General features: G+C 60.1%; 15 protein-coding genes. 3 read left to right on the top strand and 12 right to left on the bottom strand.

Annotated features, from left to right (window positions below; translation table 11 throughout):
- Nucleotides 1-454: 454 nt before the first annotated feature.
- From VFN25_RS09305 to VFN25_RS09250, 12 genes are all read right to left on the bottom strand, one after another.
- Nucleotides 455-2,107, bottom strand: coding sequence for a sulfite reductase flavoprotein subunit alpha (locus VFN25_RS09305; RefSeq protein WP_325141143.1), 1,653 nt, complete (start codon nucleotides 2,105-2,107; stop codon nucleotides 455-457).
- A complete protein-coding gene (locus tag VFN25_RS09300; protein ID WP_325141141.1) occupies nucleotides 2,104-3,111 on the bottom strand; it encodes an FAD:protein FMN transferase in 1,008 nt (335 codons plus the stop codon). The genes VFN25_RS09305 and VFN25_RS09300 overlap by 4 nt, the downstream gene beginning before the upstream one ends.
- Nucleotides 3,112-3,167: 56 nt before the next feature.
- On the bottom strand, nucleotides 3,168-3,977 hold the full coding sequence (locus VFN25_RS09295) for a DUF4198 domain-containing protein (RefSeq protein ID WP_325141139.1): 810 nt from the start codon (nucleotides 3,975-3,977) through the stop codon (nucleotides 3,168-3,170).
- Between the two features lie 15 nt (nucleotides 3,978-3,992).
- Complete coding sequence (locus tag VFN25_RS09290; protein WP_325141137.1) at nucleotides 3,993-4,505, bottom strand: DUF2271 domain-containing protein; 513 nt, start codon at nucleotides 4,503-4,505, stop codon at nucleotides 3,993-3,995.
- A gap of 10 nt (nucleotides 4,506-4,515) precedes the next feature.
- Nucleotides 4,516-5,142, bottom strand: a complete 627-nt coding sequence (locus VFN25_RS09285; RefSeq protein WP_325141135.1) for a PepSY-associated TM helix domain-containing protein — start codon at nucleotides 5,140-5,142, stop codon at nucleotides 4,516-4,518.
- A 114-nt stretch (nucleotides 5,143-5,256) separates the two neighbouring features.
- Nucleotides 5,257-5,784 carry a GNAT family N-acetyltransferase gene (locus VFN25_RS09280; RefSeq protein WP_325141133.1) on the bottom strand — a complete coding sequence of 176 codons (528 nt, stop codon included), beginning with the start codon at nucleotides 5,782-5,784 and terminating at the stop codon, nucleotides 5,257-5,259.
- 10 nt (nucleotides 5,785-5,794) lie between these two features.
- A complete protein-coding gene (locus tag VFN25_RS09275) occupies nucleotides 5,795-7,051 on the bottom strand; it encodes a cysteine desulfurase (protein ID WP_325141131.1) in 1,257 nt (418 codons plus the stop codon).
- The gene (gene sufD / locus VFN25_RS09270; protein WP_325141129.1) at nucleotides 7,048-8,382 is read right to left on the bottom strand and encodes a Fe-S cluster assembly protein SufD; all 1,335 of its coding nucleotides are present in this window, start codon (nucleotides 8,380-8,382) and stop codon (nucleotides 7,048-7,050) included. Before sufD ends, VFN25_RS09275 begins: the two co-directional genes overlap by 4 nt.
- The gene (gene sufC, locus VFN25_RS09265; protein WP_325141127.1) at nucleotides 8,379-9,140 is read right to left on the bottom strand and encodes a Fe-S cluster assembly ATPase SufC; all 762 of its coding nucleotides are present in this window, start codon (nucleotides 9,138-9,140) and stop codon (nucleotides 8,379-8,381) included. The genes sufD and sufC overlap by 4 nt, the downstream gene beginning before the upstream one ends.
- A gap of 77 nt (nucleotides 9,141-9,217) precedes the next feature.
- Nucleotides 9,218-9,559, bottom strand: a complete 342-nt coding sequence (locus tag VFN25_RS09260) for a DUF3703 domain-containing protein (RefSeq protein WP_325141125.1) — start codon at nucleotides 9,557-9,559, stop codon at nucleotides 9,218-9,220.
- Nucleotides 9,556-10,962 (bottom strand): Fe-S cluster assembly protein SufB, encoded by a 1,407-nt coding sequence (gene sufB, locus VFN25_RS09255; protein WP_325141145.1) that lies wholly within the window; start codon nucleotides 10,960-10,962, stop codon nucleotides 9,556-9,558. The genes VFN25_RS09260 and sufB overlap by 4 nt, the downstream gene beginning before the upstream one ends.
- Before the next feature lie 92 nt (nucleotides 10,963-11,054).
- On the bottom strand, nucleotides 11,055-11,501 hold the full coding sequence (locus VFN25_RS09250; protein ID WP_325141123.1) for an SUF system Fe-S cluster assembly regulator: 447 nt from the start codon (nucleotides 11,499-11,501) through the stop codon (nucleotides 11,055-11,057).
- Between the two features lie 325 nt (nucleotides 11,502-11,826).
- Here VFN25_RS09250 and VFN25_RS09245 point away from each other — a divergent pair, with 325 nt between their 5' ends.
- The 3 genes from VFN25_RS09245 (at nucleotide 11,827) to murU (ending at nucleotide 14,502) form a co-directional block, all read left to right on the top strand.
- Nucleotides 11,827-12,612: a hypothetical protein gene (locus VFN25_RS09245; RefSeq protein ID WP_325141121.1), complete on the top strand. Its 786-nt coding sequence runs from the start codon at nucleotides 11,827-11,829 to the stop codon at nucleotides 12,610-12,612.
- A gap of 103 nt (nucleotides 12,613-12,715) precedes the next feature.
- A complete protein-coding gene (locus VFN25_RS09240) occupies nucleotides 12,716-13,786 on the top strand; it encodes an aminoglycoside phosphotransferase family protein (protein ID WP_325141120.1) in 1,071 nt (356 codons plus the stop codon).
- A gap of 14 nt (nucleotides 13,787-13,800) precedes the next feature.
- Nucleotides 13,801-14,502: an N-acetylmuramate alpha-1-phosphate uridylyltransferase MurU gene (gene murU, locus VFN25_RS09235; protein ID WP_325141118.1), complete on the top strand. Its 702-nt coding sequence runs from the start codon at nucleotides 13,801-13,803 to the stop codon at nucleotides 14,500-14,502.
- The last annotated feature ends 242 nt before the right edge of the window (nucleotides 14,503-14,744 follow it).

The raw sequence follows: 14,744 nt of genomic DNA, 5'->3' as shown, positions 1-14,744 counted from the left end.
GGAACACCCAAAACCCCACTCATCGCCCCTGCGCAGGCAGGGATCCAGTGGCCCTTCTTTGAGTTGCATGACGCTCGAAATCCCTGACTCTCGGCAATCGAATAGCGAACTCGATCGCGTCACGGCAAGAACCGAGCCGTTTCAATTCGGGACGAAGGGCACTGGGCCCCTGCCTGCGCAGGGGCGACGGGAAAATGGGAGTTGAGGCATTGCGGGATTCGTTGCGGTTGGCGGTTGGCGGTTGGCGGTTGGCGGATTGCGGTTGGCGGTTGGTGGAAAATGCCGGCGATGACATGCGCTCGCTTCGCCGGAACACCCAAAGCCCCACTCGTCGCCCCTGCGCAGGCTGGGGCCCAGTGACTTTGCTTTGGGCGGCATGACGCTCGGGATCGCTGATTTCGACAAATATCCTGCAGGCGCTGGGTCGGGGCGGGGAGCGTAATACTTCAATAACTCAATACACATCCCGTCGATAACGCGACGTAGCGGCCAGTTGCCTGAGCCGACTGTCGCCGAGAATTCGGCGGAGGGCTTCGTCGACGCCGGGGGCCATGCCTTGCAGGCTGCCGCAGACGTAGATGATGGCGCCCTGATCGACCCATTCCCTGACCGCGTCTGCTTCGGCCTCAAGCCGATCCTGGACGTAGATGCGCTCGGACTGATCTCGCGAGAAGGCCAAATCGAGGCGCTCGATGGCGCCACTTTTTTTCCAGCCGCGAATCTCTTCGCCGTAGTGGAAATCACACTGACTGTTGCGCTCGCCGAAAATCAGCCAGTTGCGATACCGCTTGCGCGAAATGCGCTGCTTGAGCAGGGCACGCAGGCTGGCGATGCCGGTGCCGTTGCCGATCAGCAAGACCGGCGAATCATCGTTGGGAGCATGAAACGCTTCGTTGGTCCGGACTCGGGCAAGAACCTCGGCTCCGGGCGATGCATATTCGGTCAGCCAGCCGGTACCGAGGCCGAGACTGCCATCGGTGCGTCGCCATTGACGCAGGAGCAACTCCAGCTTGCCCTCCGCCGGAATCGAGGCGATCGAATAATCACGATGCGGCAGGCGCACCAGGGCGTCGGCAATCTGTTGCACGTCCATTCCGGTCGCATCCAGATCGAGTGCGCTGCGCGCGACGATTTTTCGCAGGGTCCATGGTTTGCCGCGCACCTTGACCATGCAGTCGCCATCCAGTTGATGGCGGGAAAGCCAGGCCTCGACATCCGCCGCCGCGTTCTGCGGACCGACCTCGATGACATCGCCGGCCCGCCAGGAAAGCTTGCCGGGATCGAGCGCCTCAAGAGCCAGGCGAAAACACGGGTCACCGGCGCTGCCGGGATTCACAACCCGACGTTCGAGCAGACGCCAGCGCGAATAGCGAGGCTCCTGCCAATCCGGAAGGTCGCTGCAACCGCTCAGTTGACCCAGTCGATACTGCCAATGGCGCAAGGCGCCGTCGTCACCATCATCGACCTCGATCGTATCGAACAGACGCTGCGCACCGGCCCTCTCCAGCCACTCATCGACGGCGCGACCAAAACCGCAATAATTTACATATTCAGAATCACCGAGAGCCAGAAGCCCATACTGAAGGTGTTCGAGGCTCAGCTCGGAACGCATCACTGAATCGACAAATCCGGCCGCCATATCCGGCGCATCGCCCTCGCCCGTGGTGCTGATCAGAAACAAGGCGCGCTGCGCCTGTTGCAGTTGTTCCGCACGCAAATCGCTCAACGGAATCAATTCGACGGAGCAGCCACCGGCACGCAGCGAAGCCATGGTCTTTTCGGCCAACTGGCCGGTGTAGCCACTCTGGCTCGCGTAGCTGACCAGCACGCGATCAATTGAATTCTCTGCCTTGAACGCGGCGCGGGTAGCTGCCATCGCTTGTGAATGTTTCGACCGGGCCAGGCTGAGCATGACGCAAGCGACCAGATAGACCGCGAGTGCGGTGAAGGCAGCCAGCCATCGATTCAAGCCTGGATCAGGAAATCCAAACGCTTCGGATTGCCAGAAACCGGCGCAGAGCGCCAGGCCAAGCAACAGTCCGCCAACCGCCAGATTTCCGGAAAGGGTTGGTGACTTCAATCGCGACTGGATTCGTGATGCATTCATTGCGCAAGCAACTCGGCGAATGAAGTGGTCATGCGTTCCTCGAATCCTGCGCCCTTGCGCAGGATGAAGAGTGCGGCAATGCCATGGCGATCCGCATAGGTGAGCCCATCATCCACGCCAAGCACGCTGAGCGCGGTTGCCAGCGGATCGGCATCAATGCCGAGTTTCGCCATCACCGTTACCGAGGCCACGTTGTTGTCGAGAGGGTAACCCGTGCGTGGATCGATACGGTGCGCGTAGCGACGCCCGCCATCTTCGAAGAAATGGCGATAGTCGCCGGACGAACCGAGCGAGGCGTTGCGCAGGCTGATGACATGTTCGGGAGTGATGCTGCCATCGGTGCGGTCGTTGTCGAGCGGGCGCTGTATCGCGACTTGCCAGGCGCGACCATCGGGACGTTCGCCTCGACCGCGCAACTCGCCGCCGACTTGGATCAGATAATTGCTGATGCCCCGGGATTCCAGGTAGTCGCCAATCAGATCGAGCGCAAAACCCGGCGCGATCGAGGACAGATCCAGACGCACATCGCCCGCTTGCCGAGCGCGTTGTCGCGATGCATCGAGAGTCACCTGCTTCCAGCCGGTGCGCTTGCGCAGCGCATCGACCGCCGCCGGATCTGGCGGCTCACGTCGCGATCCGGTCGGCCCGAATCCCCACAGGTCGACCAGCGGGCCGACCGTGGGATCGTAGGCGCCGCCGGTATTGGCGGCGAGTGTCAGCGCGGCCTCGACAACCTTGAACACTTCGGGCGGCCAGTCGATCCAGGTTTCCGCTGTCGCCAGGTTGTAACGACTCAGATCCGAATCGGACTTCCAGGTGCTCATCTGCCGATCAACCCGATCGAGTCGATCTTTGACCGCCGACTCGACAGTTTCGATCGAGGCTTCGGAACCGACATAGCGCAGCGACCAGGTCGAACCCATCGAATCGCCGCTCAGCGACTGGATGCGCGGCGCGGGCGTACAGGCCAGCAACGGTGTCGCGACGATCAGGACCAGGGCCACGCGCCAACGTATGCTGGCGCGACAGGCCCGGCCCAGCCAGATTCGACCCCGCTCCATTACTGCGGCAACACCTCAAGCGTGGCTGAGTAGCTGGCGCGGCGCTGGGTCGCCTGCGGCATCGACGTCTTGTCGTCTTCATGCTCGGCATGCAGCCAGTAGCGACCGGCACTTGGCCAGGTCACGCTGAACTGGCCATCCTTGTCGCTGGTCGCAGTCATTTCATTCTGCTTGTCGCGATAGCGGATGCCATCGGGGATGATTTCGATCGACAGATCCTTCGCCGGCTCGCCATCGAGCAGCAATTTGAAGGTGGCGGCCTCACCGGCAAACAAATCATTCGGATGAGTGACCGGCACCAGCTCCAGACCGGTTCCGGTCGGCTTCAGTGCGATTTCATTCGGTCGACCCGCGGTGACGAAGGTTTCAATGCGCCCGGCCGATTGCGAAACCTTGAGATCCCTGGCGTGTTTCGGCACTTCGCTGGCAAAGGATTCGGCATTGCCGCGCCAGCGCTTGGGTTTGCCGTTTTCCTCCCAACTGGCGAACAGGCCGGCATTGACGACGGCGATCCGATAGGTGCCGGGTTCGCTCAGATGCACATCGAACGTGCTGCGATATTTTCCTTTCGCGCTGTTCTCGGCCGATACCGGCTGGCCATCCGGCCCGCTGATGGTCAGCGCATCAAGACGCAGCGGCACATGATTGAAATAGAACAAATCATTGGAAACCGCCGCATCGACCGTAATCCACGGATCGGCGCCCGAGAGCACGGTATCGGATGGCAGCAGCCAGGCCTTGTGCGCCTGCGCGGAAAGCGGCAGCGCGAGGGCAACAACGAGGGCGAGGATTTTCGATGAAACTTTCATGTCGTTTCTCCGGATTCAGGGATTGAGATCGAGCGTGATCAGGCCGAGCTCGTGCTCGCCCTTGACGTCGAGATGTCGCGTTTCAGTGATCGGCCAATCGAATGGAATGCGCAGTTGTTCGCGCCCGCCCACCTCGCGCGCCGCCTCGACGACGAAGCCGTAGCTGCCAGGCTTCAGCGCAGCGAATGGCGGTTTGCTTGCGTCAAATCGCAACTGGTGCTGACCGACCGGTCGCGTCGCGCCACTGACACCATCGATCGGCAATGATTGATCGCGACCGCTGCGTCGCCACCACTGGCGCAGATCGGCCAGCCATTTCGTCCCCGCGCCTTCCTTGGTTTCCTTTTGCGCATACCAGACGGCAAGGTTGGCCGCGACACTGTGATCAGGATTCTCGATCCATACCGCGACATACGGGCGGTGGTATTCCGAGGCATCGATGCGCGGAATCTCGACCGTGGCATCGACGCTGGCAGCCGATGCCGAAGCGCCAAGCAGCAACAGGATCAGCATCAAACAGGAACGCATACAGCACCTCTCAGTGAACAAACAGAATGGCAATCAGGAGCATGACCAGAAAACCGAGGCCAACCAGCGGCCAGGTCATCGGTCTTTGCCGCGCGTGAATCTGCAGCAGGAAGAATCCGGTGATCGCAAACACCACGCAGGCGATCGCGAATACATCAATGAACCAGCTCCACGCGGGCCCCGTGTTGCGGCCCTTGTGCAGATCGTTGAGCCACGAGATCCAGCCTCGATCCGTCCGCTCGAATTCAATTTCGCCGCTGGAACGATCGATGCTGAGCCAGGCATCGCCGCCGGCGCGCGGCATCGATACATAGATGTCGCTGTCCGACCATTCCGCAGATCGACCACCGACGCGGACATCCATGTTCTGCGCAATCCATTCGCGTAGCGGCACGGGCAACGCAGCCCTCGCATCGTCCGCTGCCGCCGTGATTTCCGTCATCAACGCAGGCGGCAGCTGAGCCTTCTGATTGGCAACGACGGCCTTGGCCTCGATCTGCGAGGCATGATTGAGGGTGATCCCGGTGATGCTGAAGAGCAGGATGCCGACCAGGCAAACGGCCGAACTGATCCAGTGCCATTCATGCAGGGTCTTGAGCCAGAATGACCGGCGTTTCGGGTCCACTGGCTGAGTCATTGAGATCGAAGCTTCGGCGAAATGAAACGACCTGAATTAGACCACGAATGCGAATCACTCGCAATAATAATGATGCCAGCTCAGGCGCGAGTCCTCGCTTCTGCCGGAGCCCGATCAACCCAGCGCCTTGCTCAATACTTCGAAGCGCAAATCATCGCGCCGCGGGATGCCGAAACGCTCATCGCCATACGGAAACGGCTTGAACACGCCGGTGCGCCGGTAGCCACGACGTTCGTACCAGGCAATCAGCTCGTTGCGGATATCGATGACAGTCATCGACATTTCCCGGCATTGCCACTCCCTGGCAGCGAAACGTTCGGCTTCGATCAACAGATGATTGCCGACTCCATTGCCCTGCCCTTCCGGAGCCACCGAAAACATGCCGAAATAGGCGATGCCCTGCTGATTCTGCAACTCGCAACAGGCGATCAGCTCCGCATCACGCTCGACCAGGATCACCCGTGCATCGTCGCGTTTGATCAACTCGATCAGAAGTTGCCGGTCGATCCGCTGCCCGTCGAGAAAATCGGCCTCGGTGGTCCAACCCTTGCGGCTTGCTTCGCCACGATAGGCGGATTCGACGAGTGGAATGATCGCGTCGACGTCAGCCAGCGTGGCCGTGCGGAAAGTCAGATCGGTCATGCTCGAAACGTCAGGCCAGGAGTTTGCGCACGCGGCCAATCGCCGCGATGAACGCATCGATCTCCTCGTGCGTGTTGTAGAACGCGAGCGAGGCACGCAGGGTCGCGGCGACACCGTAAAACTGCATCAATGGATGGGCGCAATGATGGCCCGAACGTACGGCCACGCCTTCGTGATCGAGCAGGGTCGCCAGATCATGCGCGTGCACGCCATCGATGAGAAAGGAGTTGACCGGCACTTTTTCGCGCGCCTCGCCGATGATGCGCAATCCCGGCACGGAACGCATCGCCTCGGTCAGATGAACGCGAAGTTCGAGCTCGCGCGCAGCGATGTTGTCGAGGCCGATCAACTCGATGTAATCGAGCGCCGCGCCGAGGCCGACGAAGCCGGCGATATTCGGTGTGCCGGCTTCGAACTTGTGCGGCGGATCGGCGAAGACTGTGCCTTCAAAGCGAACCTCGCGGATCATCTCGCCGCCACCGAAAAACGGCGGCATGGCATTGAGATGTTCACGCCGGGCCCAGAGCAGACCGGTGCCGGTCGGACCAAACAGCTTGTGCCCGGTCAGCGCATAGAAGTCACAACCGAGCGCACGCACATCAACTCGCAAATGTGGCGCCGCTTGCGAGCCATCGACCAGCAGCGGGATGCCGCGCCTGTGGCATTCGCGAGCCAGTACAGCGATCGGATTGACCGTACCCAGCACATTCGACACATGGGTGACGGCGGCGAGCTTGACCTCGGGCGTCAGCAACTCGAAGAAGCGCTCGACAATCAGCTCGCCGGATTCGGTGATCGGTGCAACCTTGAGGGTTGCGCCGCTGCGTTCGCAGATCAGCTGCCACGGCACAATGTTGGCGTGGTGCTCCATCTGCGTGACGAGAATCGCATCGCCGGGATTCAATCGCGGCAACGCATAGCTGTAGGCGACCAGGTTGATCGCCTGGGTTGTGCCCGAGGTAAAGATGACCTCATCGCGAGATGGCGCGTTGATGAAACGCGCGAGCTTGTCGCGACTCGCTTCGTAGGCGGTGGTCGCCTCGTCGCCCAGGGTATGCACGGCGCGGGCGACATTGGCATTGGTCTGCCGATAGAAATGATCGACCGCCTCGATCACGGCGGCGGGCTTCTGCGAGGTGTTCGCGCTATCGAAATAAATCAGCGGCTTGCCGTGGACGCTGCGCGACAGCAGCGGAAAATCGGCGCGGATGCGATCGAAATCGAGTGCCTGGTGGGCAACATTCAATGTTGACTGGCTGCCGCTCATGCCGAAGCCTTGTCGGTGGTCGGTTCCTGCTCCATGCTCGGCAAGCGTTCGAGCAACAGCACATCGAGATGCTCGCGCAATGCTTCGTTCTCGACGGAATCAAATGCCACACGGCAGAACGCGAGGGTCAGCAGCGAGCGTGCCTCGTCGGCGGATAGCCCACGCGTACGCAAGTAGAACAAGGCGTGCTCATCAAGCTGGCCCACCGTCGCCCCGTGTGCCGCCTTGACTTCATCCGCGTAGATTTCAAGTACCGGCTGGGTGTCGATTTCGGCTTGTGCCGAGAGCAGCAGGTTCTTGTTGCTCAATAACGCATCGCTGCCGTCGGCACCGGGTTCAACGGTGATCGCACCATGAAAAATACCGCGTGAGCGCTGGTCAGCGACGCCGCGCCAGAGGATGTCGCAAGCGCTGTCGCGCGCCGAGTGACGCACATCAAGGCGGGTATCGGCGTGCTGGCGACCGCGCAAGGCAAATACACCGCGCGAAACAAAGCGCGAGCGATCACCACTCAAATTGACTACCAGATCATGGCGCATCCACTGCGCACCGGCCTCGATCGAACGCAGCTCCAGATGCGCGTCGGCATCAAGCACCACATCGGTACGCCGGGTCAGACTGGCGGTTTCCGGTGAGTTCTGGACCTGCAACAAGTCGAGACGGGCGTTTGCGCGCACCGCAATCTGGCTCAGCACGTTGCCGAAATGGCTTTGCCCGGCTTCGCCTACATGATGCTCGACGAGACGCAGCGATCCGCCTTCAGCAATCTCGATGATGCTGCGAAGCTGCCAGGCGAGACTGGTCGATGCAGCGGCACCGACGAAAATCAGATGCACGAGTGGCTCGACCGCTACACCCGCAGCGACGCGAATGACCGGGCCATCGCTGGCCAAGGCGCTGTTGAGCCTTGCGAAGACGTGCGCGGGATCATCGAACGAGCGCGACAGAAATGGCTGCAGTGAATCCGGATCGGATTCGAGCACGCTGGAAAGCGCGGTCAGCTGCAAACCTTTGATGGTACGGGTCGTCGACAAATCCGCGCGAAACGCGCCGTTGACGAACACCAGGCGCGGGCCGTCTACTCCGGGAAGCGCGAGCAACTGCTTGTCGATCGCGCGCGAGTTCGCCTCGGCATCTCCGCGCTGATACTGGCGCTGTCCAAGCGCGCGCAGGCTGGAGTATTTCCATGCTTCGCTGCGCGGGCCGGGCATGCCATCGCGCGCCAGTTGCTGCAGCGCATTCGTGCGCGCCTCGGTCAACCACGCGGCCTGGCTTCTACTTGCTTGGCCCGCGTCAGCCAGAAAGGGTTCGAGAAAGCCGCCTGCCATCATGCCGCTCCGACCAGTTTGCGCTCGGCGATCCAGGAATACCCGTGTTCTTCGAGTTTCAGGGCCAGCGACTTGTCGCCGCTTTCGACAATGTGGCCGTCGGCGAGCACATGGACAAAATCGGGAACGATGTAGTCGAGGAGGCGCTGATAGTGGGTGATGACGACAAAGGCCCGGCTCGGATCACGCATCGCATTGACGCCGTCGGCGACCAGTTTCATCGCATCGATATCGAGCCCGGAATCGGTTTCGTCGAGGACCGCCAGCTTCGGCTCAAGCAAGGCCATCTGGAAAATCTCGTTGCGCTTCTTCTCGCCACCGGAAAATCCCTCGTTGACGGCACGGTGCAGCAACTCATCCTTCAGATGCAGAACGGCGAGCTTCTCGCGCACGCGCTTGAGGAACTGCATCGAATCAAGCTCCTTTTCGCCACGACGCTTGCGTTGCGCGTTGAGCGCGGCACGCAGGAAATAGGTGTTGTTGACACCGGGAATCTCGACCGGGTACTGGAACGCCAGGAACACGCCTTCGGCGGCGCGCTCCTCGGGTTCGAGTTCAAGCAGATTCTTGCCGTTGAACTCGATCGAGCCTTGAGTGACCTCATAGCCCTCGCGACCGGCCAGAACATTGCCAAGCGTCGACTTGCCGGCACCGTTCGGCCCCATGATCGCGTGGACTTCGCCTGCCTTCACTTCGAGGTCGAGGCCGGTGAGGATGTCCTTGCCGGCGATGCGGACGTGGAGATTTTCAATCTTGAGCATTCTGGATTTCCCATTCGGCGAACATCAGGTTCGCCCCATTGACTTGTGTATGAATCGAGCGGAAAGCGGGCAGTGGTTCAATCGAAATAGATACGCAAATCGCCCGCTACCGGCATCGACCGGAACGGATTGACCCTGGCGCCACCGGTGTTGCCGACCGGGACCCAAATCTTCGATTTGGTCAGAGCCGCAAGCATCCTTGGTAGCTGACCGATGACTTCACGCCGATCACGCTGGCGCAAGCCGAAACGGAACATGCGCCAATGGGCAAACGTGTGCGCCAGCGTGCTTCGCTGTCCGAGAACATGGGCGCGCTCAAGGTGCGCGAACTCAGCTTGCGCATCGCCTTGGGCCTGGGCGATCGTGGCCGCATTGATCTCGCGTCCAAACGCCGCTTTTTGTCCGGGTTTCCAGCTCACCCGACCGCTCCTTCCAGCGACACCTCAAGCAGCTTTTTCGCCTCCACCGCGAATTCCATCGGCAGCTCACGGAAAACCTGTTTGCAGAACCCGTCGACGATCAGCGAAACCGCATCCTCCTCGGCGATGCCGCGCGAACGGCAATAAAACATCTGATCATCGGAAATCTTCGAGGTGGTCGCCTCGTGCTCGACGATTGCACTCGGATTCTTGACCTCGATATACGGGAAGGTATGTGCGCCACATTTCTTGCCGATCAGCAAGCTGTCGCATTGCGTGTAGTTGCGCGCGCCATCCGCGCCCTTCTCGACCTTGACCAGACCGCGATAGCTGTTTTGTCCACGCCCGGCACTGATGCCCTTGGAAATGATTTTCGACTTGGTGTTGCGGCCGATGTGGATCATCTTGGTGCCGGTATCAGCCTGCTGATGGTGATGGGTCAGCGCCACCGAGTAGAACTCGCCAACGGAATCATCGCCGCGCAGCACGCAGCTCGGATATTTCCAGGTGATCGCCGATCCGGTTTCGACCTGGGTCCAGGAAATCTTCGAACGCGCGCCGCGACAATCGCCACGCTTGGTGACGAAGTTGTAGATGCCGCCGACGCCGTTCTCATCGCCCGGATACCAGTTCTGTACGGTCGAATACTTGATGTTCGCGTCATCCAGCGCGACCAACTCGACGACCGCCGCATGCAGCTGATTCTCATCGCGCATCGGTGCCGTGCAGCCTTCAAGATAGGAAACGCTGGCACCTTCTTCGGCGATGATCAAGGTGCGTTCGAACTGACCGGTATGCCCGGCGTTGATGCGGAAATACGTGCTCAACTCCATCGGGCAACGCACGCCCTTCGGGATAAACACGAAGCTGCCATCGGAGAAAACCGCCGAGTTGAGTGCAGCGAAATAGTTGTCTCCCGTGGGCACGACCGTACCGAGATAGGCGCGAACGATCTCGGGATGTTCGCGCACGGCTTCGGACATAGAACAGAAAATCACGCCGGCTTCGGCCAATTCCTTGCGGAAAGTCGTGCCGACCGATACCGAATCGAACACCGCATCAACGGCAACACCGGCGAGCTTGGCCCGCTCATGCAGGGGCACGCCGAGCTTCTCGTAGGTTTCGAGCAATTTCGGATCGACATCAGCCAGCGATTTCGGGCCTTCCTTGGGCGCGGCAAAATAGCTGATCGCCTGAAAATCGATCGGGGCGATACGCACCTTGGCCCACTCAGGCGGAATCATTGTCAGCCAGTGACGATAGGCCGCCAAGCGCCATTCAGTCATCCAGCCAGGCTCGCCCTTCTTGTTTGAAATCCAGCGCACGACCTCCTCGTTGAGGCCCGGCGGCAGACTGTCGGTTTCGATATCGGTGATGAAACCGGCGTCGTAGCGTCGATTCATCGCCTCGACGATACGCTCGTTGCCACTGCTGACGAGAGGCTCGTCGGTGGTCAGCTCGGCCAGATCGCTGTCAGTTGTCATAGCTTGGGAACTCATGCACTTGCCACTCGCAATGGGATGCCGAGCGCACGCTTGGGCGGAGCGTGGCGCATATCGGCCAGGGTCACGCTTTCCAGCGCAATTCGGATGGCATCGCTGATGCGCTGCCAATTGACGCGCACGCCGCAATGAGCTTCGTGATTGCACAATCCACTCTGTGCACAGCACTCGGTCATGCCGATGGGACCCTCCATCGCGGTGACAATATCGGCGACGCTGATCTGATCGGGTTTGCGTGCCAGGCGATAGCCGCCATTGACGCCACGTCGCGACTCGACCAGTTTGGCCTGGGCCAGTTGTTTGAGCAGTTTGCTCACGGTAGGCAGCTCAAGCCGGGCCAGTTCAGCCAGTTGCTGGGCACTCATGACATCTGCCTTGGCCGAAGCCAGACAGGTCATGACGACGGTCGCATAGTCGGTAAGTTTGCTGACGCGTAGCATGGCTGCTCCATTCAGTACCGAAATTGTACTATTTAGATCGCCGAGTAACAAATCAAGACTCGACCTCCCGTTCATATCCGCTGGTCGCTACAATGGACTGGTCACGCAGTGGCGACATTTCGCCACGGAGCGCATGGCCCCTGCCCGGCACAAGCACGCGCCTCCTGCGTCAGGATCGCTTGCCGATTGACTGTCGCCTGCGCAAGTTTTCGTCAACCAGACTCTCGGACGACTCATGAACCTCACCTTCAGCTCTGCCCACACTTTCAGGAAAGTCATTTCCGTAGCGGTTTTTCTGACCTTCCTGCTTGCCTGCGAAAGCGCAATGGCCACAATTTCGAGCGACGAACGAACTGCCCTGCTTGATCTGTATGCAAGCACCGATGGCGCGCACTGGACCAGCAGCCTCGGCTGGGGCGGTGCTGTAGGCACTGAATGCACCTGGTATGGCGTGATCTGTGCGGCCGACGGCAACAGCGTCGAAGTGCTCAATCTGGCCGGCAATGGCCTGACCGGTACGCTGCCTTCCAATCTCCAGGATCTCTCCCTCATCAAGCAGTTGTTCCTTGGCAACAATGCCCTCACCGGCTCGTTGCCGATGCTTGCCGGGATGCAACACCTCCAGGATTTCGCGATTGGCAGCAATCTGCTGACCGGTTCGATCCCGCCAATCGATAGCCTTGCCAACCTCTCCTCATTCGTCGTCGGCAACAACGATCTCGATGGCAGCTTCCCCGAAATATCCGGCCTGACCGCACTTTTCGAGTTTGATCTTTCCGACAACCATATTACCGGCGGAATTCCGAGCCTGGCGAACCTGCCGACGCTTGCCAGCTTCAATGTCAGCGACAACGAGCTTGGCGGAAGCATCCCTTCGCTGCTTGCGCTGAACAATCTGCAATCGTTTTACGTTTCAGGTAATCAATTGGGCGGCAACATGCCGGCAGTACCAAACCCGAGCGCTCTGGTCGACAACCAGAGCCGGCTTTGCCCGAACTTCCTGCTGCCTTCGACGTCGCCCGAGTGGGATGCCGCAACCGGAACCTCGCCCTGGTATCAGGATTGCAGCAACGACATCATTTTTCGGGATGGCTTCGATCCCGGCGCGTAACCCCGATGCGTTGCGATCTGCACGCAGACAGGTGTCGTGACGATTGCGCCACTTGATCAGCGTTGCCTTAAACTGAGCTCCAGCCCGGATCAAGAGCTTGCAAGTGACCGCCACAACCGATCGACAGGCCGCGCGACAGAAGTTTGTCAGCAACGCACTTTCCACCGAGCATTTCACGCTCGCCAGCGCTTCCGCTGACGCCAGCTTCAGAAGCTATTGGCGGATTTCGCTGACGGCGACGGAAAGCATGCCGGCGCGCCACCTGGTTGTCATGGACGCACCGCCGGACAAGGAAGATCTCGATAGCTGGCTCGATGTCGACGCGCGTCTGCGCAAGGCCGGATTGAATGCGCCGGAGGTATTCGCCGTCGACCGCGAACTGGGATTCGTGCTGATGCAGGATCTTGGCGTGCGCACCTACCTGCCCGAATTGAATGAGCACAGCGTCGATGAACTCTACGCCGACGCGTTCGATGCCTTGCTGCGCATGCAGACTACCGTCGATGTGGCGGGACTTCCCGAATACGACCGCCAACGCTTGATTGCGGAAATGGAGTTGCTACCCGAGTGGTTTCTCAAGCGCCACCTCGGCTATGCCATCGCTTGCGAGGAATGGGACGTCATCGAAGCCGCGTTCACATTTCTCGTTCAGGCTGCCGACGAGCAACCACGAGCCTTCGTCCATCGCGATTTCCACAGTCGCAATCTGATGATCGTCGATCACGATGGAGTAGCCGCTGAATCCGGCAGACTGATCAATCCGGCAATCATCGATTTTCAGGATGCCGTGATCGGACCGCTGACCTACGATCTGGTCTCGCTGTTGCGCGATTGCTATATCGAGTGGGACAAGGAGCGCGTCGAAGGTTGGGTCGAGGGCTATCGAATTCGCTTGCAGGCGGCCCACCTGCTCAACTCGAAAATCAGCGCGACTCAGTTCGCACGCTGGTTTGACCTGATGGGACTGCAACGGCACATCAAGGTTCTCGGCATCTTCTGTCGGCTCTGGTATCGCGATGGCAAGCGCCAGTATCTCGACGATCTGGACTTGTGCTGGCGCTACGCGATCGACGTTTCCCGTCGTTATCCGGAGTTGCACGATTTCGCCGCGCTGCTCGAACGCGCGCTAGGCGATCGGGATATCCGCAGCAATCGCGAACTATCCGCATCGTGAACCTGCGTCGCGCAATGATTTTTGCAGCCGGCCGCGGCGAGCGCATGCGTCCGTTGACAGACACATCGCCCAAACCGCTTTTGCGCGTCGGCGGCAAGCACTTGATCGAATGGCACTTGGACAAGCTCGCCGCGATGGGCGTGCGTGAAGTTGTCATCAATACCTCCTATCTGGCCGAACAGTTTCCGGCCACGCTCGGTGATGGCAGCCGCTGGAACCTGGTGATTCATTACATCGATGAAGGGCCGGTGCCGCTGGAAACCGGTGGCGGCATGCTCAATGCCATGAATCGGCTCGGAGACGAGCCATTTTTGCTCGTAAACGGCGATATCTGGATCGATCTGGATTTCGCGAATCTGTCGCCAGATCCCGCTTCGCTCGCGCATCTGCTCATGGTGAAAAACCCTGCGCATGTCGCTGATGGCGATTTCGCCCTCGGTGCGGATGGCTTCCTCGTCGTGGATGGTCCGCAACGCCTGACCTATTCCGGCATTGGCGTGTATCGCGCCGCGTTGTTTGATGATTGGCAATCAGTGCTCGACGAGCATCCGGGAAGCCATGAAGCGCCGCCGCGATTTCCTCTCGCACCCTTGCTGCGAGCGGCCATGCGCAAACGGCGAATCGGTGGCGAGTTATTCACCGGCACCTGGGTCGACGTCGGCACACCGCAACGCCTGGCCGAGCTCGATGCATCATTGCGGCAACACATCCTGTAGCCCGCTCACGGGCGAGCGATATCTCCGTCCCGTCGAAGAGCATCGCGCCTGAATGCGCTCCTACAGGTTTGCGGCAATTTTCAGGTTTACCTCGAAACCACGTTTTGCTTTTTTTTCTACTCCCAACTCCCAACTCCCAACTCCCAACTCCCAACTCCCAACTCCCAACTCCCAACTCCCAACTCCCAACTCCCAACTCCCAACTCCCAACTCCCAACTCCCAACTCCCAACTCCCAACTCC

This window comes from Dokdonella sp. (genome assembly GCF_035703485.1).
Classification (GTDB): domain Bacteria; phylum Pseudomonadota; class Gammaproteobacteria; order Xanthomonadales; family Rhodanobacteraceae; genus Dokdonella.
This window is presented reverse-complemented; position numbering and strand designations above follow the sequence as displayed.

Bases quoted from the DNA above. Each gene is read 5' to 3' on its own strand.
- VFN25_RS09305 (WP_325141143.1), bottom strand. From the start codon at position 2,107: ATGAATGCATCACGAATCCAGTCGCGATTGAAGTCACCAACCCTTTCC.
- sufC (WP_325141127.1), bottom strand. From the start codon at position 9,140: ATGCTCAAGATTGAAAATCTCCACGTCCGCATCGCCGGCAAGGACATC.
- VFN25_RS09290 (WP_325141137.1), bottom strand. From the start codon at position 4,505: ATGCGTTCCTGTTTGATGCTGATCCTGTTGCTGCTTGGCGCTTCGGCA.
- VFN25_RS09245 (WP_325141121.1), top strand. From the start codon at position 11,827: ATGGCCACAATTTCGAGCGACGAACGAACTGCCCTGCTTGATCTGTAT.
- murU (WP_325141118.1), top strand. From the start codon at position 13,801: ATGATTTTTGCAGCCGGCCGCGGCGAGCGCATGCGTCCGTTGACAGAC.
- VFN25_RS09250 (WP_325141123.1), bottom strand. From the start codon at position 11,501: ATGCTACGCGTCAGCAAACTTACCGACTATGCGACCGTCGTCATGACC.
- VFN25_RS09295 (WP_325141139.1), bottom strand. From the start codon at position 3,977: ATGAAAGTTTCATCGAAAATCCTCGCCCTCGTTGTTGCCCTCGCGCTG.
- sufB (WP_325141145.1), bottom strand. From the start codon at position 10,962: ATGAATCGACGCTACGACGCCGGTTTCATCACCGATATCGAAACCGAC.
- VFN25_RS09285 (WP_325141135.1), bottom strand. From the start codon at position 5,142: ATGACTCAGCCAGTGGACCCGAAACGCCGGTCATTCTGGCTCAAGACC.
- sufD (WP_325141129.1), bottom strand. From the start codon at position 8,382: ATGATGGCAGGCGGCTTTCTCGAACCCTTTCTGGCTGACGCGGGCCAA.
- VFN25_RS09275 (WP_325141131.1), bottom strand. From the start codon at position 7,051: ATGAGCGGCAGCCAGTCAACATTGAATGTTGCCCACCAGGCACTCGAT.
- VFN25_RS09280 (WP_325141133.1), bottom strand. From the start codon at position 5,784: ATGACCGATCTGACTTTCCGCACGGCCACGCTGGCTGACGTCGACGCG.